The following is an 18,952-nucleotide window of genomic DNA, read 5'->3' as shown; positions in this document are numbered from 1 at the left end:
CGCGATCATCGATAGAGCATCAAACGCTGGCGGCCGACGTGCGCCGCCGGTACCGCTCTATCCAGCCCAGTGATGGCGCAATGCCACCGAACGGGAAGAAGTGCGGGCTGACCGGGCCATGGGCGTCCGTCAGCCCACTCAGCAGGCGATCCATGAACACCTCCGGCCCTGCCGTTCCCAGCAGCCGGCCGATCGAGATGCCGTACCGCGCCAGCATCGATGCACTGGCACCCACGCCGCACATCGCGGCGTAGCGCGCCAGCCGCGCAATGCTGGCCGGCCCCGGCACGCCCACCAGCACTGGCACCGTGATGCCACGGGCGCGCAGCGCATCCAGCCAGGCCAGCACGATATCGGCATCGAAGGCGAACTGGGTGATGATCAACGGCGCCATGCCCTGCACTTCGATGGCCTGGCATTTGCGTTCCAACACGCGCCATCGATCCTCGGCGGTCATCACCGGATGCCCTTCCGGATGCCCGCCCATGGCAACAACCTTGATGCCGCAACGTTCAAGAAGGCCAGTCTCGATGATCGAAGTACTGTCGGCATACGGACCTGCGGGCGTGGAAAGATCACCCGCGATAAGCAGGCACGTCTCTACCCCCGCTTCGCTGGCGGCGCGTTCCAGGAACCGCTCAAGTGCCGCACGCGACCCGATGCGGCGGGCAGAGAGATGCGGCATCGGCTCGAAGCCGAGTTCGCGCACCGTGCGCGCGGCCGCCAGCCGGGCGTCGTCGTCCTCGCTCGCCAGGTAAGGGATCGAGATCGTCGTTCCCGGAGCGATGCGCTCCGCTTCCGCGCGCAGTGCCGGCATGGCCTTCGCGCTCACTTCCAGAGAAAACGCGTCGATGAAGGCGTCCGCCCGCTGCGATCCAGGTGCGGGCATCAACGGGCTCCGCCTGCATTGCCGGCGATCGGCGTGCTGTTCCGCGCCAGCTCGACGAAGGCCTGCAGATAGTCGATACCCGTATCCGCCTCGCGCGCGCCCAGGTAGATCTGCTTGGGAATGCCCTTCGCCCCCAGGCGCACCGGCACCACGTCCATGCGCGCGGCATACTCCTCCACCAGCCAGCGCGGCATCGCGGCCACACCACGGCCGCTGGCCACCATCTGCATCATGATGTCGGTGGTTTCGATGGTCTTGTGGCGCCGCGGCGTAATGCCGGCCGGCAGCAGGAACTGGTTGTAGATATCCAGGCGCTCGAACGGTACCGGGTAGCTGATCAGCACTTCCTGGCCGAGCTGGCGCGGCTTTACGTGGTCCACCTTGGCCAGTGCATGGCCCTTGGCCACCACCAGCACCTGCTCGTAGTCAAAGACGGGCACGAACTTCAGGCCCGGCTTCAGCAGCGGATCGGGCGTGACCAGCAGGTCGATCTCGTAGCCGAACAGCGCGCCGATGCCACCGAACTGGAACTTCTGCTTGACGTCCACATCCACGTCCGGCCAGGCGGCCAGGTAGGGCGAGACGATCTTCAGCAGCCACTGGTAGCAGGGATGGCATTCCATGCCGATGCGCAGTGCGCCGCGCTCGCCCTGTGCGAACTGGCCCAGCCGCTCTTCGGCCAGGTCCAGCTGCGGCAGCACGCGGTTGGCCACCGCCAGCAGGTACTGCCCGGCCTGGGTCAGGCGCAGGCTGCGGCCTTCGCGCAGCCAGACATCGGTGCCGAGCTGCTGTTCCAGTTTCTTCATGCTGTGGCTCAGGGCTGACTGGGTCAGGTTGAGTACGCCGGCGGCAGCGGTCAGCGAGCCCTGCTGCTCGACCTGCTGCACGATGCTGAGGTGGATCCGTTCCAGCATGACGATGAATCCCGCTCATGGATTGGTGAAGTAATACCATTTTACGTCATGGAAGGGCATGGCTAGGATCGGGTCATGCCTTCGGTTGCCTGCCAGCCCGGTCACCTCGCCGGCCTGCAGGACTGCGCCCCCGCAGATTGCCCGAAGGAGCCCCTCCCCTGCTGAAAGCGAACAGATGACCCGCCCCCTCCGTATCGTCGCCGTTTCAGGCGGACTGCAGCGCCCCTCCAGGGCTGCAACCCTGGCCGAGTACCTGCTGGACCTGATCGGCGAGGACGTTGCCTGCGAGCCGCACCTGATCGAGCTGGGCGAACTGGCGCCGCAGCTGGCCGGTGCGCTGTGGCGCTCGCAGCTGCCCGAGGCTGTGGAGCGGCAGCTGGTGGCCGTTGAACAGGCAGACGTACTGGTGGTGGCCACGCCGGTCTACCGCGGCTCGTACACCGGCCTGTTCAAGCACTTCTTCGATTTCATCCACCAGGATGCGCTGGTCGACACCCCCATCCTGCTGGCCGCCACCGGCGGCAGCGAGCGCCACGCACTGGTGATCGATCATCAGCTGCGGCCGCTCTTCAGCTTCTTCCAGGCGCGCACCCTACCCCTCGGCGTCTACGCCACCGACCGCGATTTCGCCGAGGGCCGCGTGCACAACGACGCTCTGATCCAGCGCGCACGGCTGGCGGTGCAGCGGGCGATGCCCCTGCTTGCCCTGTCCCATCGCGCAGCGCCTGCCACTGCCGAGGCCGCTGCAGTCCTTTGAATGCCGAATGCCAGCGACCCGCATTCGGATGTCACCTCCGCAACCCGGAACGCCGCCCATGACGACCGAGAACTTCACCTTCAGCATCACGCGCATCCCTTTCAACGAGGACTACCAGCCCGCTGACGGCACGCGCATCACCACCAACTTCGCCAACCTCGCTCGCGGCGAGTCCCGCCGGGAGAACCTGCGCAACACGATCAGCATGATCAACAACCGCTTCAACGACCTGGCGCACTGGGACAACCCGAGTGCGGACCGCTACGCCGTTGAGCTGGACATCATCTCGGTGGAGATGCACATCGATGGAGCCGATGGCAGCGATCCGTTCCCGCTGATCGAAGTGCTGCGCCCGACCATTGTCGACACGCACACCGGCGCGCGCACCGAGGGCATCGTCGGCAACAACTTCTCGTCCTATGTGCGCGACTACGACTTCAGCGTGGTACTGCCGGCCAGCAACGAGGGAAAGGCCACCTTCGGCATTCCGGAAGGCTTCGGTGATCTTCACGGCAAGCTGTTCCAGCACTTCCTGGAATCGGAGGCCTACCGCGCCAATTTCAGCAAGGCGCCGGTGATCTGCATCAGCGTCTCCAGCAGCAAGACCTACCATCGTACCGAGAACCACCATCCCATCCTGGGCGTGGAGTATCGCCAGGGCGAGTTCTCCCCCACCGACCAGTACTTCGACAAGATGGGCCTGCAGGTGCGCTATTTCATGCCGCCGGGCAGCGTCGCGCCGCTGGCGTTCTACTTCCAGGGCGACCTGCTGGGCGACTACTCGAACCTGGAACTGATCGGCACCATCAGCACGATGGAGGCATTCCAGAAGATCTACCGGCCGGAGATCTACAACGCCAATTCCGTGGCCGGCAAGGTCTACCAGCCCAGCCTGAAGCACCAGGACTACTCCTCCACCCGCATCGTCTACGACCGCGAAGAGCGCAGTCAGCTGGCGGTCAAGCAGGGCAAATTCACCGAAGAGCACTTCATCAAGCCGTATCGCGCCGTGCTTGAGCAGTGGACTGCCCGCTGATTTACCGATTCTCCATTCGCCCCAGGACACAGAACGCAATGTCGACGAAGAAACTGCTCCCTACCTCCACCGCCGGCAGCCTGCCCAAGCCCTCCTGGCTGGCAGAGCCCGAAAAGCTCTGGTCGCCCTGGAAGCTGCAGGATGAAGGACTGACCGAAGGCAAGCAGGATGCCCTGCGCCTGTCCCTGCAGGAACAGCAGCACGCCGGCATCGATATCGTCAGCGACGGTGAGCAGACCCGGCAGCACTTCGTTACCACGTTCATCGAGCACCTCAACGGCGTCGATTTCGAGAAGCGCGAAACCGTGCGCATCCGCAACCGCTACGACGCCAGCGTGCCGACCGTGGTCGGCGCCGTGAGCCGCCCCAAGCCGGTGTTCGTGGAGGATGCGAAGTTCCTGCGCCGGCAGACCACGCAGCCGATCAAGTGGGCACTACCCGGGCCGATGACCATGATCGACACCCTGTACGACGCGCACTACAAGAGCCGAGAGAAGCTGGCCTGGGAATTCGCGAAGATCCTCAACGAGGAAGCGAGGGAGCTCGAAGCCGCTGGCGTCGACATCATCCAGTTCGACGAGCCCGCCTTCAACGTGTTCTTCGACGAAGTGAACGACTGGGGCGTGGCCGCACTGGAGCGTGCGATCGAAGGACTGAAGTGCGAGACCGCCGTGCACATCTGCTACGGCTACGGCATCAAGGCCAACACCGACTGGAAGCAGACGCTGGGCTCGGAGTGGCGCCAGTATGAAGAGTCGTTCCCGAAGCTGCAGACCTCCAACCTCGACATCATCTCGCTGGAATGCCACAACTCGCACGTGCCGATCGATCTGATCGAGCTGGTGCGCGGCAAGAAGGTGATGGTGGGCGCCATCGACGTGGCCTCCAGCACGGTGGAGACGGCCGAGGAAGTGGCCAACACTCTGCGCAAGGCGCTGCAGTTCGTGGACGCCGACAAGCTCTACCCGAGCACCAACTGCGGCATGGCGCCGCTGGCCCGTGACGTGGCACGGGGCAAGCTGCGTGCGCTCAGCGAAGGGGCCAGGATGGTGCGTGAGGAGCTCTCGGCGTAGTCGCTGAAAGAGATCAGCGTCCGGACCTCTATGCGGGGTCCGGACGCATCGGCACTCAGCGCTTGCGCGCGCGTCGCTCGGGGCACTCCTTCGGATCGAACAGATCGTAGGTCTGCTTGATGGCCAGATTGCGGATCGCCCTGCGATTTCCCTGCGCTGCAGCCTCACAAGTCCAGTAGATGTCCTCATCCTGGTCCTTGGGCACCCCATGCCCGATGGAGTACAGGTATCCCAGCTCGGCCTGTGCAGGCGCGTAGCCCGCCATTGCCGCCTTGCGATACAGGTCGGCGGATCGGGCTTCATCCTTCTGTACGCTGATACCCTTGGCATACATCAGGGCGAGCCTGGTCTGCGCCTCCACATCACCGCCATCGGCAGCCGCTGTGAATGCTTCAACCGGGCCAAACGCGCCGGGCGTGTCCATCTCGGCACACCACACCTCGTTCTCCTTGCGATTCAGGCACAGCTCCAGACGGGCCTCCTTGACTCCCGCTAGGCCGAGCTCCTGCACGGCTGCCCTGGCATACCACTGCATGGCCTGGGCCTCGTCTTTCGTGAGGCCGGCGCGTCCCTTCTGATAGAGATTGGCAAGGCTGTACTGCCCGGCCGGCGAGCCGAGTTCAGCGGCTCGGCGGAGCCACAGGACAGCCTGGGCATCATCCTGCTGCGGGCCCAGGCCCTGCAGGTACATGATCCCGAGATCGGACTGTGCGTCCGCATTGCCCTGATCGGCAGCCTTGCGTACCCAGTGCAGGGCCTGAGCGGAATCCTTCGGCACGCCATTGCCTCGCAGATACAGCACACCCAGCATGGACTGTGCCGGCGCATAGCCCTGATCGGCCGCCTTGCGGTACCAGTCCGCTGCCTTCGCTGCGTCCCTGTCGACGCCTGCGCCGCGCAGATACCTGTCCCCAAGTTCATTCTGGGCTTCCGCGTTGCCGGTCTTCGCCGCAGCCATCACGCGATCCCGCTCGGCTGCGTTGTCATTGCCAAGCGCAGGCGTGCTGCAGGCCAGGGCAGCCAGTCCCGCACAGAGTGCGACGCGCCGCAGGGCGCCAATCCATTCTTCCGTGAACGTCTGCATTCTTGATCAACTCCAGATGGATGCCGCAGGTAGACCCGGCAGGTGCCTTGATCAGCAAGTGATCGGGGCCGGGGGCGGCATTATAGGTGCGCGCAGGACCACGTGGCCGAGGTTCTATCTGGGTAGCGGGCGTGCCTGCTCCTGCGCTCGCGACATCGCAGGGGTCCGTCTCAGCGCCAGCGCCTCCTTGATCCGGCCCATCTCGCGCGACCCGGCCTCGGCCAGGCGGCGGGCCTGCTGCCGCTGCTCCCGCGTGAGCGCGGAAGGTGGTGGAGTACCGGCATCCAACAGCCGCGCCACCGCATCGCGCAACCGCAACTGCGGGCAGAGCCGGGCGGCGCACCAGCGTTCGGCGTAGCGCTTGGCCTGCCGCGCATTTGGGGCAGCCACCACCTTGGTCTGTGACATTTTCCGCGCGTCGAGGAACAGGCGGACACCGAGCACGGCATGCGGCACGATGTTGGCCACGCAGCGGCCGTTCCACCACAGGTCCCAGCGGTCACCGCTCTGCACCCAGCCGGAGGGCCGGCGGGCCGTCATGAAATCGGGAGGGCTGGAGGGCGAATGCATGGCCGGAAGAATACGGTCGGCCGTCGCATGGACTGAGATTGCGGAGTGGCGCTGGCAACCTCACAACGCTTCTGCCGCAGCGAAGCCCTCTTTACCACTCTGGGCCGAGCAGTTTCTCCACCTCGGTTTCGAGCCTCTTGGCGGCTTCCTCCTGCGAGGCCACCTTGATGCACAGCCCGGACTGGGCAGGCCCGGGGGACAGCCGGTAACGGTTGATGGTGCCGCCGCCGTCGCCATCCAGTTCCACCCGGGCCACCAGGGTTCGGCCATTGGCGTTGAAGGTCCAGTCCTGGTATTCGAACATCGTTGAGTCCACCGCAACGCCTTGAATGGCTCCCACCTTATGCGGGGTGGTGGTGAAGAACGCCCGAAGAAAACGTTCGCGGAGCGTGCGTGCCAGCGGCACGCGGCAAACAGCCGAGCCTGGGCTCGGCGCTACAGCCCAGGTGCGGCTCGCAGGGTATGATGCCGCCTTCCCCGAACCACCGTGATTGCAGCGGGCGCGCTCCTGCGAGGTACGCGTCGGCGCCGCTGAGACCCCCCGCCCGATGCTCGTTTCCTACTCCTCTTTCCTCATCTGGGCGGCCGTGGTCGTTGCCACCGTCGGCCTGCTGTTCCGGCCGTTCCGCATTCCGGAATATGTGTGGGCACTGGGGGCTGCCCTTCTGCTTCCACTGCTGGGAGCGGTGTCGCTCGGCACGACCTTGCACGCGGTGGCCGAGGGCCGCGATGTCTATCTGTTCCTGGTCGGCATGATGGTGCTGGCCGAGCTGGCCCGGCGCGAAGGCCTGTTCGACTGGCTGGCGTTGTACGCGGTCCGCCATGCGGGTGGCTCGGGACGACGCCTGTTCGACCTGGTGTTCCTGGTCGGCACGCTGGTGACCGTGTTCCTTTCCAACGATGCCACGGCGGTGGTGCTGACCCCGGCGGTCTACGCCGCCTGCAAGGCGGCCCGTGCCAACCCCCTGCCCTATCTGTTCGTCTGTGCGTTCATCGCCAATGCGGCCAGCTTCGTGCTGCCCATTTCCAACCCGGCCAACCTGGTGGTGTACGGCCAGCACATGCCGCCCTTGATGCAGTGGCTGGCACAGTTCGCGCTGCCGTCGCTGGCCGCGATCGGCGCCACCTATCTGGTGCTGCGCTGGGTGCATCGGCGCGAGATCGCGCAGCCGCTGGTGGCGGCGCCGGCGCATCGCCCGCTGACCGAAGGCGGGCGGCTGAGCGCGCTGGGCGTGTTGTTCACCGGCACCGTGCTGCTGGTGACCTCCGCACTGAACGGCCCACTCGGCCTGGCCACGTTCTGCGCAGGCACGCTGAGTGTGGCACTGGTGGCGATGCGCCAACGACGCAGCCCGTTGCCGCTGCTGCGCCATGTGTCATGGGGCGTACTGCCGCTGGTGGCCGGCCTGTTCGTGCTGGTGGAAGCGGTGGCACAGACCGGTGTCATCCAGGCGGCGGCCAGCGCGCTGCAGGCCGTGGCGCAGGCATCGCCACACCGGGCCAGCTGGCTGGCCGGTGCCGCGGCCGCGCTGCTGAGCAACGTGGCCAACAATCTGCCGGTCGGCCTCGCCGCAGGCTCGCTGGGCCAGATGGCCGACCTGCCGGCGCAGACGCGCGCCGCATTGCTGGTCGGCGTGGACCTGGGCCCCAACCTGTCGGTGACCGGCTCGTTGGCCACGATGCTGTGGCTGGTGGCGCTGCGCCGCGAGGGCGAGCATGTCAGCGCGCTCGACTTCCTGCGCGTCGGCGCGCTGGTGATGCCGCCTGCGCTGATCGGGGCACTGTTGCTGCTCTAGCCGGGGGCTGCCGGGCGCCACCCGGACTATGGGGTCTTGCCTGCAGCAATCTTCCCGACCAGGGCATCGATCGCCGCTTCCATGGCATGCGCGGTCTGGTCGCCACTCTGGTTGGTGATCACGAAGATGCCCAGATCGTGCTCGGGCATGATGTAGATGTAGCACTGTGAGCGCGGTACGCCACCGTGATGGGCATAGTAGACGCCCTTCTGGCGATCGCCGGCGACGATGTTCCAGAAGTAGCCGATGCTGAACTCGTCGTCGAATCTGGCCAGGGCGCGATGCGATTCCTTTACCACCGGCCCATTGGCCAGTTGGAACCGAAGGTACTTCACCATGTCCGGGACGGTTGCTTTGACGTTTCCGGAAGCGCCCCATGGCAACTGCGGCATCGGCGTGGTCGGTACGGGATTGTCGCTGTGATAGCCGGCCGCCAACCGCGGCGCTTCGGCATCATCCAGCCTGATCCGGAGGCCGGTCATCGCCGCGGAGTCGCTGAAGAAGCCACGCAGCAGTGACGCGTAGTCGGTCTTGTAGGCCACCTCCAGAACATGCGCCGCCAGCTCGGTCCCTGCGCTGGAGTAGGCGTACTCCTTGCCTGGCATCCGCGGGATCTGCACAGCGTGCAGGTCCCGGAGGAAATCCGGCTTGCCGTAGCGCGCGTAGAGCGCATTGAGCTCGCCCGGCGTGCGGTGATCGGTAAAGTCCTCCAGTACCGTGTTCGCGCGCTCCGGCAGCATGTTCGGCAGGCCACTGGTGTGCGACAGCAGGTGGCGGACGCGGATGGGTTGGCCCTGGTACTGCAGGTTGGGATAGTCGCCCTGCAGGTACGTGCGAACGTCATCCTCCAGGCCCACCCTGCCTTCCAGCACCGCATTGGCCATCAAGGTGCCGGCCAGCGTCTTGCTCAGTGAGCCGATCTCATAAAGCGTGGCATCGGTCGGCGCGCCGGCTGTACCGGCCACCATATCGCCGCGATGGCGGATGAAGGTCCTGCCCCGATACACCACGCCAATGGAGGCCGAGTGCAGCAAGGGCTGCTCGATCAGGGTCTGCGCAACCTCGTCGATCTCTGCCCCCGGTTCCTTCGATGGCGCCTTCCCGCCCGTGCATCCGGCACCAAGGAGTACGACGGACACGACGAAGGCATGAAACCAACGTCTGTTTCGAACGGTCATCGAAGTGGCTTCCATGCGTTGGCGCTTGAAGGGCGATCAGGAAAGAGCGCTCACGATAGCCGATTGTGGAGGCGAACACGCTGGCTGCGGAGCGCCTCCTGGCCCTAAGCATCGCCCCTGAGATCAATCACCCGGTCAGTCGGGCTCACGATACCGCGCCGATGGGTGATGGCCACTACGGTTACATCGTTCGCCAGTGCGCGGATATGGTCCATGATCTCGCGTTCAGTGGCCTCATCCAGCGCGGAGCTGGCCTCGTCCAGGAACAGAATCGCCGGCTCGCCATACAGTGCACGGGCAATCGCGATGCGTTGGCGCTCCCCGCCGGACAACTTCAGGCCCCGCTCGCCCACGGTGGTTTCAAGGCCCTCGGGCAGCGCCTCGATCAACGGCAGGATCGCAGACTTGCGTGCGGCACGCTGCAGCCGATCATCATCGCGTGCGCGCCCCAACAGGATGTTGTCGGCCAGGCTTTCGTTGAGCAGGATGACATCCTGCGGAACCACCGCGACAGCGGCATGCCAGGCCGCACGGTCGATCAGGGACAGGTCAAGGCCATCGACCAGGATCCGGCCACGCTGGGGATCGATCGATTTCAGGGCGAGCTTGAACAGCGTCGACTTCCCTGCCCCGGTCGGCCCGATCAGGAAATTGATGCCGCCACGTTCGGCCTCGAAGGACACATCGCTTACCCCGCGACCGTTGCCATAGCGGTGGCTGACCCGCTCGAACGCCAGCCGGCCGTTTTCACCCGCAAAGCGCTGGGCATCGGCCACCTGCTGCTCCTCGGGCGCCGCCCACAAGGTGGAAAGCGGAGCCAGCATGCTCCACGAGCGCGCGACGTCATCGATCGAACGGGCGATCATCTCGAACGGCATGTTGAGCTGGAGCAGCAGCAGATTGAACAGGACGATGTCGCCGACGCTCAGACCGCCGCTCTGGTAGCGCGGCAGCAACAGATGGAAGGTAACGATGAACTCGACCGCCAGGCCGATGCCCAGCAGCGCAATGAAGCCGATCCGCTGTAGTACGTAGGCGCGCCAGCTGTCGCGCACCTCCTGGGCCTTCTGCTCGAAGCGCTGCACCATCCAGGCGCTGCCGCCGAACTGGCGCAGCGTCTCCATGGCATTCATGGCATTGCCGACGAAGCGCGCGTTCTGCTGGCCGGCCTCGACCGCAGCTTCGCGATGGATGCGTGCGCGCCGGGTAGCGATGGCGGAAAGCGTGACGGCTACCGTGCCGTAGGCCAGCACGATGGCCACCACCTGCAGGTTGATCAACGCACCCAGCGTTATCAGCGTCAGCAGGATCTGCAGCGCGCTGGGAATGAAGGCCACCAGCCCCAGCTGCACCACGATCTTCAGCGCGCCACGGCCTTTCTCCCCTGCAACCTGCAGCTCGGCGGCGTTGTACTCCAGGAAGAAGCTGTTGGTCTTCTTCAGCAGACGGGCGAAGTAGCGGGTACTGGTGATGAAGCCAAGATTCTCGCCGCTGAGGAACGACAGGTACTGCACGGTGTTCTGCAGGGCGCTGCCAGCGCCAAGCATGACCGCATACAGCAGGAAGCCGCTCGCGAGAGCGCCGACCCCGTCGATGGGCAGACGGTCGATCAGGCGTGAGAAAAGATAGGGCGCCGCAACATTGGCCAGGCTGGACAGCACGACACTGCCGGCGATGAGCAGCAGCAGCCTGCGGTCAGCCTTCCAGTACGTGCCCAGGATTTCAGCGACGGGCGGCGGAACAGCAGTCTTCTTCATCGGCCTGGTTCCGGCGTGGACTCAACCCCAGAATGATATGCTATAACATATCTATTCAGGAGCGACGTAGCCACGTCGCAGGCCACTTTCGGATGGGATCGATGGACCGGGGAATGACGAACGTATCCGCTGCCATGCCACGCGCGCTCATGGCCCTCAGCATTGCCGCTGCACTGTTGGCCAGCGTGCCTGCGATCGCCCAGAACCCCGGCGATGCCCGGCGCTCGCGGGCCGCAGGCGCAGCGCCCGAGGCGCCGACCGCCACCCTGGACAAGGTGCTGGTGGTCGGCAGCAACATCCGCGATGCCATTGGCGGAGGCGCCTCGCCGGTGATCGTGATCGACAAGGAGGCCATCGACCGCACCGGCGTGGCCACCGTGCAGCAGCTGTTCGAGAAACTGCCGCAGAACTTCGGCGGTGGCGCCAATGGTGCCAACGTCGCCAACCTTGGCGTCGACCGCGATACCGGCAACAACTTCGGCCAGGGCACCGCCATCAACCTGCGCGGCCTGGGAACCGGCACCACGTTGACCCTGATCAACGGCCACCGCGTGACCTCGTCGAACCGCTACCAGTACGTGGATGTCTCGCTGATACCGCTGAGTGCGGTGGAACGCGTGGAGATCCTCACCGATGGTGCCTCGGCCATCTATGGCACCGATGCGGTCGGCGGTGTAGTCAACATCATCCTGCGCCGCGACTTCACCGGGTATGAGACCGCTGTGCGTTACGGCGCAGTGACCACCGGCGGCATGGAGGAATACCAGGCCTCGCAGTCGGCAGGCTGGTCGTGGGATGGTGGCCATGTGCTGGCCAGCTACGAGTTCCTGAAGCAGAGCAACCTGCCGGCGGTGGACAAGGATTTCTCGAAGAACGTGCGGGTCAAGCCGTACGACCTCTACCCCGGTTCGAAGCGCCACAGCCTGTACGTGGACGGCGTGCAGCAGCTCAGCGATGTGCTGACCCTGAACGTGACCGGCTCGTTCGCCAAGCGCGAGATGGACACCACCATTTCCGGCACGGCCGACGAAACCCGGTTGTTCCCGCACACGCGCCAGTTCGACCTGTTCGCCGGCCTGACACTGGACCTTCCGCGTCAGTGGCAGGCGCGCCTGGATTCGGGGTTCGGCAGGAGCGATGTGTCCTATCAGCGCACCACCATCACCGGCAGCTCGGCCAGTACCGCGCCGCCCACCAATACCAACTCCGAATCGCGTTACCTGGACCTGGTCGCCGACGGTGAGCTGTTCAGCCTGCCCGCCGGTGGGGTTCGCGCGGCATTCGGCGCGGGCTACCGCCGCGATGGCTATGAACTGATCGATCACCGCGGCCTGGAAAAGCCACTCGATCTGCATCGAACGATCAGGTCCGTCTTCGGCGAGCTCAACATCCCGCTGCTGAAGGACATGCCGGGCGTGCGCAGCCTGTCCTTCACTGCGGCAGCGCGCTATGACGATTACAGCGATTTCGGTTCCACGCTGAACCCCAAGTTCGGCCTGCTGTGGGAGGCGACCCAGGGGCTTTCGTTCCGCACCAGCTACGGCCGCTCCTACCGGGCGCCGGTGTACCAGGACATGCAGTTGAACAACACCGTGGTGGTGGCGAACGTGCCCAACCCGAGTGCAGCCAATGGCAACACCATCCTGATGATGCTCTCCAATGGCAATCCCGATCTGGGCCCCGAACGGGCCAAGACCTGGACCGGCGGTTTCTCGTTCGCGCCGCCGTCGCTGCCGGGGCTCAAGATCGATGCGAACTACTACCACATCGAATACGCCGACCGTATCGGCAGCGGCTTCGGCGGCAGCTTCCCGTCGCTGTTCCTGCAGTCCACCGCACCTTACGCAGACATCCTGACCACCAATCCCACGCAGCAGCAGATCCAGCAGGCACGCCAGCTGGGCGTATCGGGGCTGGGCCTGTTCGTCTCGCGCGTGGGGCCGTATGCGTTGCCGCCAGGCATGGACGAAACCAACAGCCAGGTGATCCTCGACAACCGCTTCCGCAACAACGCCTTCACCCGGCAGCGTGGTGTCGACTTCAGCGGATCCTATGGCTTCGATGCCGGCCAGACCCACATCGGGCTGAACCTGGCCGGGCAGTACATCATCGAGTCGAAGCGGCGCGTGACCAGTACGTCGCCCGAGGTGGATGCGGTGAATTCGGTGTACTACCCGGTGGACCTCAAGATGCGCGGCGGCATCACGCTCAGCCGGCAGCAGGCCGCGGCGGGGATCTTCGTGAACTACGTGGACAGTTATCGCGACCCCGCCAATGTCGCCCGGCCCCACGTCAGCTCCTGGACGACCGTAGATCTGAACCTCGCCTACCACTTCGGTGCATCGGCGGACCCGCAGCGTGGCACATCGCTTGCGTTCAACGTGCAGAACCTGTTCGACCGGGATCCGCCGTTCATCGTCAACAGCATCAACACCGGCTACGACCCCACCAATGCGACAGCGCTGGGCCGCTTCCTGTCCATGTCGCTGACCCACCGCTGGTAAGCCGCCATGCGCGCCGAAGCCCCTGCCTTGTCCCGGTCCGTCATGGCCATCCAGCAGGCGTTTGCTGTTGCGGCAACCCAGCTCACGTTGATGTGGCGCGAGCGGCGCGTGCTGTGGCTCGCCCTTGCCCTGTTGCTGATTGCGGGAGCATCGGTGCTCAGTGGTGCTGCACGCCTGACCCTGCAGGCGCAGGAGCGCCAGGCAATGAGCGAGGAAGAGGCGCGGCTCTGGGACAGCCAGGGCACAATCGACCCGCATAGCGCCGCACATGTGGGGCGTGCCATTGCTGCCCCTGTGCGGCCACTGGCTGCACTGGACCCGGGGCTGACGGACTACCTCGGAACCTCGGTGTTCATCGAGGGCCACGCGCAGAACCCGGCCCGGCACCGTGCCGTGGATGGTGGCACCGCACTCAGCCGTTTCGAGGGTTTCTCTGCGGCGTGGGCGCTGCAGGTGGTGGCGCCGCTGCTGATCATCCTGGCCGGGTTCGCCACACTGTCCGGCGATGTGGCCCGCGAGACGCTGCGCCAGGAACTCGGCACCGGCGCCTCGGCCGGCGTGCTGATCTGTGGACGCTTGATTGCCCTGGCGGCCGCCTCGCTGCTGCTGGTGATGGCCATGCTGCTGATCAGTCTTCCGGGGCTGTCCATCCAGTACGGCGACGCCACGGATCTTGCCGCCCTGCTCGCACTGGCGGCCGCCTACCTGCTCTATCTGCTGGTGTTCTGTGCACTTACCGTGGGGGTGTCGGCACTTGCCGGCTCGGCACGGACGTCACTGGTCGCGCTGCTCGGCTTCTGGGTGGTGTCCACACTGCTGCTGCCGAGGGTGGCGCCTGCGGTTGCCGAATCCCTGTACCCGACCCCTTCGGCACCGGCGTTCAGGACCGGCGTGACCGAAGAAGCGGAGAACGGCGCGGATGGCCATGACCCGGCCGACAAACGCCTTGATGCCCTGCGCACGGCGTTGATGGCGCGCTACCGGGTCGACAGCGTTGACGACCTGCCGCTGAACTTCCGCGGTGTGGCGCTGGAGTTTGCCGAGGCCAACTCGACGCGCGTCTACAACCGCCATTTCGATCGCCTGCATGCCACCTACCAGCAGCAGGACGCCACCCAGCGCCTGTTTGGTCTTGCCTCGCCAACGCTGGCGCTGCAGTCCTGGTCGCGCGCCTTCGCCGGCACGGATTTCCCGGCGCATCTGGCGTTCCTGCGCGGCGTGGAGGACTACCGCTATCGGTTGATCCAGGCACTCAACCAGGAAGTGAAACTGCACAAGGCACCACAAGGCGGGAAGCACGTGGCCGACATCGCCGGCATCACCCGTTCAGTGCACTACCGGCCACCGCAACAGACCCTGGCCGGTACCGCTACCGCGCAGCGCGGAAATCTCGTCATTCTGCTGGTCTGGCTGATGCTGGGTTGCGTGGTGGTGCTCATCTCCGCTCGGAAGCTGGGGAGATCGCCATGAACGTTGTATCGATTGCCCGCTATGAGATCCGCCGATTGCTGCGCGATCGAGCGCTGCCGGTGCTGCTTGTCCTGCTGCTCGGGCTGGGTGCCTACGCCGCGTGGAACGGCCGCGCATGGGTGGACCAGCGGGAGGCGGCCATCGCCCTGATCAAGCAGGAAGAACAACAGACGAAGGAACGCAGCCGGGCATTCGTCGGCAAGGCGCCCTCGGTGCTGCCCCGCGCCCAGCCGGTGCTTGCGCCTGCCGCCATGGCACCGCTGTCGATCGGCCAGGCAGACGCCTACCCCTACACCGCCGATGTGGTCGCGCTGGGCGATCCGACCCAGCTGCTCAAGCACGTTTGGGCCGACATCGGCAATCCAGCGGCACGGGCTGCGGGACGGTCCGACCTCGCCTTCGTCATCGTCTTCCTGCTGCCGTTGGTCATTCTCGTGGCCACCCACGATCTGTGGTCCCGTGAGCGCGAGCGCGGCATCGCGGCGCTGGTGCTGTCACAGCCGGTGTCGGCAACGCGCCTGCTGATGGTCAAGGTGCTGGCCCGTGGCCTGATGGTGCTGCTGCCCGCACTGGCCATCCTCCTGGCGGTGACGATCGGGGCCGGCGCGCGCAGTCCTGCGGGCCTGGCCATGCTGGCCCTGACCGTCCTCCTGTACGGCGCGTTCTGGCTGGCCCTTGCACTGCTGATCGGCTGCCTTACCCGGCGCACCACCGAGGCGGCCATCGCCGCCGGCGCGCTGTGGCTGCTGATCGTGGTCATGGCGCCGTCGCTGGCGCTGGCCACGGTGAATCTGATCGCGCCGCCGCCGTCACAGATGCAGTTCGCCACCGAAGTAAAGGCGATGCAGTCCGACATCGCCACGCGCCAGCGGCGCGAGCATGCGACGTCGGCGCCAGTGAATTCGCCGTCCCCCGTCATCTCCGACACTGTGCGCCAGGCCTACGCCGATCGGGTTGCAGCTGACCGGGAACTGGAACGCCTGATCGCCTCGCATGCGCAGGCCGAGGCCGCACATCGCCAGGTTCTGGACAAGGTGCGGCTGCTGCTGCCGGCCGTCGCGACACAGGACACGCTCGACCGCATCGCAGGCTCGGATGCCGACCGCGCGCTCGACTTCCAGGGGCAGGTCCACTCCTTCTGGCAGGCGCGGCGGCTGTTGCACAAGGCCTATCTGGATCGTGACGCGCCGCAGACCTTCGAAGAGTACGACACCCTGCCCCGCTTCCAGTTCCACGAAACAGCCGGCGTCGCCCAACGTGGTGTCCTCGCCGATCTCGCCGCACTGATCATTGCCACCCTGCTTGTCCTGCTTGCAGCCGGTGCATTGCGCAGCCGGCTGGCAACGCCCTGAGGAGACGTCCACATGCTGTCTGCAAAAAGCCTGGTCATGGAACACGGTGCACATCGGGCGCTGGATGACGTCAGCTTCGAGGTGAAGCCCGGCGAGATCTTCTGCCTGCTGGGCGCCAACGGCGCCGGCAAGTCGACCACCATCAAGCTGTTCCTTGGCTTTCTGAAACCCACCTCCGGTGCGGCCGAAGTGGACGGTCTCAGTGCGCACCAGCAGCCGCAGGAGGTACGCCGGCGGCTGCTGTACATCCCCGAGACCGTCGCGCTGTACGACGAGCTGACCGGCTACGAGAATCTGGACTACTTCGCCCGCCTGGCCGGTGTCGAGGAACGCTCGCCAGCGCGGTTGAAGGACGCACTCAGGTCCGCCGGCCTGGCGAGCGACGCATTCGGGCGACGCGTGGGTCTCTATTCCAAGGGCATGCGGCAGAAGGTCGGCATCGCACTGGCCATCGTCAAGGAAGCCAGCGCCCTGTTGCTGGATGAACCCACCTCGGGCCTGGACCCAACGGCGTCAGCCGAATTCCATGAGTTGATCGTGCGGGAACGCGATCGCGGCACGGCGATCCTGATGGCCACCCACGATCTGTTCCGCGCCCGGGAAGTGGCGACCACGATCGGCCTGATGCGGGCCGGCCGCCTGCGCAGGACGCTTGATGCCAGCACGATCACCGCGAACGATCTTGAGAGCCTGTACCTGGAAGAAATGAGCCGCAGCGCCTAGGCCACGGCGGCCGCCTGCGCGCCACGCTGGCCGGACCAGCGCCGCAGCCACGCTTCGATGTTGATCTGCGGGCCGAAGATGCCGAGCACCTGCGAAGAGTGGTCCGGGCCGACCTGCTGGATGCCGGCATCGGCCAGCGCGCTGTCGAGATAGCCGCGCCTGGCCAGCATACCGTCAACCAGCAGATTCCTGATGAACTGCTGGTGCCCCTGGGTGACCGCCACGGAGTGATCATCCAGATAGGATTTCACCTTCCGCGACAGCAGCACCTCCGGCAACAGGCCTTTCATTGCACGCCGCGCGATGGTGCGGTCTTCCGCGTCCGCGATGAGCAGGTGCAGCGGAATGCGCGCGAACAGTTCGACAAGCGGCTGCGCACTGATCGGCGATACGCCATGCCAGTGGCCTGCACCTTCGAAGGGATCAAGGACGCTGGTCGGAAACACCATGCGGCCAATATGGGCCAGCTTGTAGGGTGATACGCGATGCCCCTGCGCCTGCGCGTGCCGCAACCAGGCCGGCTGCATGCCATCCTGTTCGGCGCGGTCCACCCGCACCCATGGGCAGGGTTTGCCCCAACGGCCATTGATGCGGCCTGGCCGCTTGAGCAGACCATGGACCATCGCATCCTTCAGCACCCCGTACAGTGAATCGCCGGACTGCGCGGTTTCGAATGCGACGCGGAAGAAATCCCGGTCGATGCCGCGCCGCCAGGCGTAGTCGATCGCAGCGGCATTGCCCTTGAAACGCAGGAACACCGCATCACCGCCAACACCGGTGAACTGCACGGTGTCACCGTCGAAGGCCACGTCACGGCGATGGAGAAGATAGCCGGAACAATGCGCCGGCCGGGCTGTACGCGGGAAGGTCATGATCTCTTCCAGCGCGCAGTGAGGTTGCCTTCGATACTCGATGTATTCGCAACGCCTGCCCGAGGAATCACTGGCCCCTTGCACTGCCATCCGCGCGAACAGCCGTTCGTCGGCACCGATGCCCTCATCGTAGTGGTGGACACACGTCACCTCCGGTGCCGACGGCGCCTGCAACAGGCCGGCCAGGATGATCGAGGAATCCAGCCCGCCTGACAGCTGCAGCTGGATGCGCCGGTGCGGGCTGGCCAGTGCACCGATGCAGCCCAGCAGCGTGGAACGCGCCAGCGACACGGCTTGCTGAAGATCTTCGATCGGCGCGTCGCGGGCCAGCCGCACCACGTCCCACTGGCAGTGCCGGCCCACCGGCTCTCCATCGCGGATTGAAACCGCTTCACCCGCTTCGACCGCAGTGACCTCCTGGAAGCCGGTCTGCAGGCCATCACGAAACGGGTACAGCAGCGAGTACGACAGGAAGGACCAGTCAACACTGAATTCGCGCAGACCCAGCATCAGGCAGTCTTCCATGTTGGAGAAGACCAGCGTCAACTGGCCCACCGTGGTCATATAGCACGGGATCTCCGCAGTGGGATCGCGCAGGACGAACCAGCTCGACGTTTCCTGCTGGAAGCCGAACGCCACGTAGCGGCCCCAGTAGTGTTCTACGATGCTGCGGCCCTGGCTGCTGCAGGCGGCGTCCGCTGTGGCGGGATCCAGGTTCACGCAGCAAGGCACTTTGCCTTCGCCGAACGTTTTGTGAAACAGCTTGCCCAGTACCACCAGCGAGTTCGAGCGATTGCATTCGAAATAGCCGTGGTTGTCGCTCTGCACATGGATCGCCGCGCCATTGTCGTTCAACACGCAGGCGATGCCGGGCAGCCTGGCGCCGATCCTTTCCACGATGCGTTCCGCCTGCGCCGTCGCGGATTCCGAGTGGGTGTTCCAGAGCACGGCGATGTATCGGTACATGGCAGGTTTCG

The 18,952-nt window shown here is 65.5% G+C and carries 15 protein-coding genes and 1 pseudogene; 8 read left to right on the top strand and 8 right to left on the bottom strand.

Features of this window, described 5'->3' with window-relative positions; translation table 11 throughout:
• Positions 1 to 19 precede the first annotated feature (19 nt).
• Together V3B48_RS00490 and V3B48_RS00485 are read right to left on the bottom strand one after the other, a co-directional pair.
• Complete coding sequence (locus tag V3B48_RS00490; RefSeq protein WP_329892935.1) at positions 20 to 889, bottom strand: methylenetetrahydrofolate reductase; 870 nt, start codon at positions 887 to 889, stop codon at positions 20 to 22.
• Positions 889 to 1,803, bottom strand: coding sequence for a LysR family transcriptional regulator (locus V3B48_RS00485; protein WP_032127269.1), 915 nt, complete (start codon positions 1,801 to 1,803; stop codon positions 889 to 891). The genes V3B48_RS00490 and V3B48_RS00485 overlap by 1 nt, the downstream gene beginning before the upstream one ends.
• 175 nt (positions 1,804 to 1,978) lie before the next feature.
• Here V3B48_RS00485 and msuE point away from each other — a divergent pair, with 175 nt between their 5' ends.
• From msuE to V3B48_RS00470, 3 genes are read left to right on the top strand one after another with little or no spacing between them, the layout of a single operon-like run.
• Positions 1,979 to 2,560, top strand: coding sequence for an FMN reductase (gene msuE, locus V3B48_RS00480; protein WP_125893154.1), 582 nt, complete (start codon positions 1,979 to 1,981; stop codon positions 2,558 to 2,560).
• A 58-nt stretch (positions 2,561 to 2,618) separates the two neighbouring features.
• Positions 2,619 to 3,596 carry a DUF1852 domain-containing protein gene (locus V3B48_RS00475; protein WP_329892934.1) on the top strand — a complete coding sequence of 326 codons (978 nt, stop codon included), beginning with the start codon at positions 2,619 to 2,621 and terminating at the stop codon, positions 3,594 to 3,596.
• A gap of 38 nt (positions 3,597 to 3,634) precedes the next feature.
• On the top strand, positions 3,635 to 4,669 hold the full coding sequence (locus V3B48_RS00470) for a methionine synthase (RefSeq protein ID WP_329892933.1): 1,035 nt from the start codon (positions 3,635 to 3,637) through the stop codon (positions 4,667 to 4,669).
• A 55-nt stretch (positions 4,670 to 4,724) separates the two neighbouring features.
• Here V3B48_RS00470 and V3B48_RS00465 read toward each other — a convergent pair whose 3' ends face one another.
• The 3 genes and pseudogenes from V3B48_RS00465 to V3B48_RS00455 form a co-directional block, all read right to left on the bottom strand.
• Entirely contained in the window at positions 4,725 to 5,753 is a 1,029-nt protein-coding gene (locus tag V3B48_RS00465; RefSeq protein ID WP_329892932.1) for a tetratricopeptide repeat protein, read from the bottom strand.
• Between the two features lie 177 nt (positions 5,754 to 5,930).
• A pseudogene (locus tag V3B48_RS00460) lies at positions 5,931 to 6,323 on the bottom strand (hypothetical protein); the annotation flags it as partial.
• Between the two features lie 91 nt (positions 6,324 to 6,414).
• Positions 6,415 to 6,729 (bottom strand): hypothetical protein, encoded by a 315-nt coding sequence (locus V3B48_RS00455; RefSeq protein ID WP_239506091.1) that lies wholly within the window; start codon positions 6,727 to 6,729, stop codon positions 6,415 to 6,417.
• A 142-nt stretch (positions 6,730 to 6,871) separates the two neighbouring features.
• On the opposite strand from V3B48_RS00455, the gene V3B48_RS00450 reads away from it, so the two are divergent.
• Positions 6,872 to 8,119 (top strand): arsenic transporter, encoded by a 1,248-nt coding sequence (locus V3B48_RS00450; RefSeq protein ID WP_329892931.1) that lies wholly within the window; start codon positions 6,872 to 6,874, stop codon positions 8,117 to 8,119.
• A gap of 26 nt (positions 8,120 to 8,145) precedes the next feature.
• On the opposite strand, the gene V3B48_RS00445 is transcribed toward V3B48_RS00450, so the two are convergent.
• Complete coding sequence (locus V3B48_RS00445; protein WP_329892930.1) at positions 8,146 to 9,312, bottom strand: serine hydrolase domain-containing protein; 1,167 nt, start codon at positions 9,310 to 9,312, stop codon at positions 8,146 to 8,148.
• A gap of 89 nt (positions 9,313 to 9,401) precedes the next feature.
• Entirely contained in the window at positions 9,402 to 11,054 is a 1,653-nt protein-coding gene (locus tag V3B48_RS00440) for an ABC transporter ATP-binding protein (protein WP_329892929.1), read from the bottom strand.
• 113 nt (positions 11,055 to 11,167) lie between these two features.
• Here V3B48_RS00440 and V3B48_RS00435 point away from each other — a divergent pair, with 113 nt between their 5' ends.
• The 4 genes from V3B48_RS00435 to V3B48_RS00420 are packed head-to-tail and all read left to right on the top strand — an operon-like array spanning position 11,168 to position 17,103.
• The gene (locus tag V3B48_RS00435; RefSeq protein ID WP_329892928.1) at positions 11,168 to 13,558 is read left to right on the top strand and encodes a TonB-dependent receptor; all 2,391 of its coding nucleotides are present in this window, start codon (positions 11,168 to 11,170) and stop codon (positions 13,556 to 13,558) included.
• 27 nt (positions 13,559 to 13,585) lie between these two features.
• Positions 13,586 to 15,028 carry a DUF3526 domain-containing protein gene (locus V3B48_RS00430; protein ID WP_329892927.1) on the top strand — a complete coding sequence of 481 codons (1,443 nt, stop codon included), beginning with the start codon at positions 13,586 to 13,588 and terminating at the stop codon, positions 15,026 to 15,028.
• On the top strand, positions 15,025 to 16,380 hold the full coding sequence (locus V3B48_RS00425) for an ABC transporter permease subunit (protein ID WP_329892926.1): 1,356 nt from the start codon (positions 15,025 to 15,027) through the stop codon (positions 16,378 to 16,380). The genes V3B48_RS00430 and V3B48_RS00425 overlap by 4 nt, the downstream gene beginning before the upstream one ends.
• A 12-nt stretch (positions 16,381 to 16,392) precedes the next feature.
• Entirely contained in the window at positions 16,393 to 17,103 is a 711-nt protein-coding gene (locus V3B48_RS00420; RefSeq protein WP_285302082.1) for an ABC transporter ATP-binding protein, read from the top strand.
• Here V3B48_RS00420 and V3B48_RS00415 read toward each other — a convergent pair.
• Positions 17,100 to 18,941, bottom strand: coding sequence for an asparagine synthase-related protein (locus tag V3B48_RS00415; protein ID WP_329892925.1), 1,842 nt, complete (start codon positions 18,939 to 18,941; stop codon positions 17,100 to 17,102). The two genes, V3B48_RS00420 and V3B48_RS00415, sit on opposite strands and share 4 nt — an antisense overlap.
• Positions 18,942 to 18,952: the final 11 nt, after the last annotated feature.

Origin of the sequence: Stenotrophomonas sp. SMYL20 (assembly GCF_036320045.1) — a bacterium.
GTDB classification, from domain to species: domain Bacteria; phylum Pseudomonadota; class Gammaproteobacteria; order Xanthomonadales; family Xanthomonadaceae; genus Stenotrophomonas; species Stenotrophomonas maltophilia_A.
The sequence above is the reverse complement of the archived record's forward strand: the minus strand, read 5'-3'. Positions and strand labels throughout refer to the sequence as shown.

Excerpts from the sequence above, each read along its gene's own strand:
- V3B48_RS00490 (WP_329892935.1), bottom strand. The coding sequence starts at position 889 with ATGCCCGCACCTGGATCGCAGCGGGCGGACGCCTTCATCGACGCGTTT.
- V3B48_RS00485 (WP_032127269.1), bottom strand. The coding sequence starts at position 1,803 with ATGCTGGAACGGATCCACCTCAGCATCGTGCAGCAGGTCGAGCAGCAG.
- msuE (WP_125893154.1), top strand. The coding sequence starts at position 1,979 with ATGACCCGCCCCCTCCGTATCGTCGCCGTTTCAGGCGGACTGCAGCGC.
- V3B48_RS00475 (WP_329892934.1), top strand. The coding sequence starts at position 2,619 with ATGACGACCGAGAACTTCACCTTCAGCATCACGCGCATCCCTTTCAAC.
- V3B48_RS00470 (WP_329892933.1), top strand. The coding sequence starts at position 3,635 with ATGTCGACGAAGAAACTGCTCCCTACCTCCACCGCCGGCAGCCTGCCC.
- V3B48_RS00465 (WP_329892932.1), bottom strand. The coding sequence starts at position 5,753 with ATGCAGACGTTCACGGAAGAATGGATTGGCGCCCTGCGGCGCGTCGCA.
- V3B48_RS00450 (WP_329892931.1), top strand. The coding sequence starts at position 6,872 with ATGCTCGTTTCCTACTCCTCTTTCCTCATCTGGGCGGCCGTGGTCGTT.
- V3B48_RS00445 (WP_329892930.1), bottom strand. The coding sequence starts at position 9,312 with ATGGAAGCCACTTCGATGACCGTTCGAAACAGACGTTGGTTTCATGCC.
- V3B48_RS00440 (WP_329892929.1), bottom strand. The coding sequence starts at position 11,054 with ATGAAGAAGACTGCTGTTCCGCCGCCCGTCGCTGAAATCCTGGGCACG.
- V3B48_RS00435 (WP_329892928.1), top strand. The coding sequence starts at position 11,168 with ATGACGAACGTATCCGCTGCCATGCCACGCGCGCTCATGGCCCTCAGC.
- V3B48_RS00425 (WP_329892926.1), top strand. The coding sequence starts at position 15,025 with ATGAACGTTGTATCGATTGCCCGCTATGAGATCCGCCGATTGCTGCGC.
- V3B48_RS00420 (WP_285302082.1), top strand. The coding sequence starts at position 16,393 with ATGCTGTCTGCAAAAAGCCTGGTCATGGAACACGGTGCACATCGGGCG.
- V3B48_RS00415 (WP_329892925.1), bottom strand. The coding sequence starts at position 18,941 with ATGTACCGATACATCGCCGTGCTCTGGAACACCCACTCGGAATCCGCG.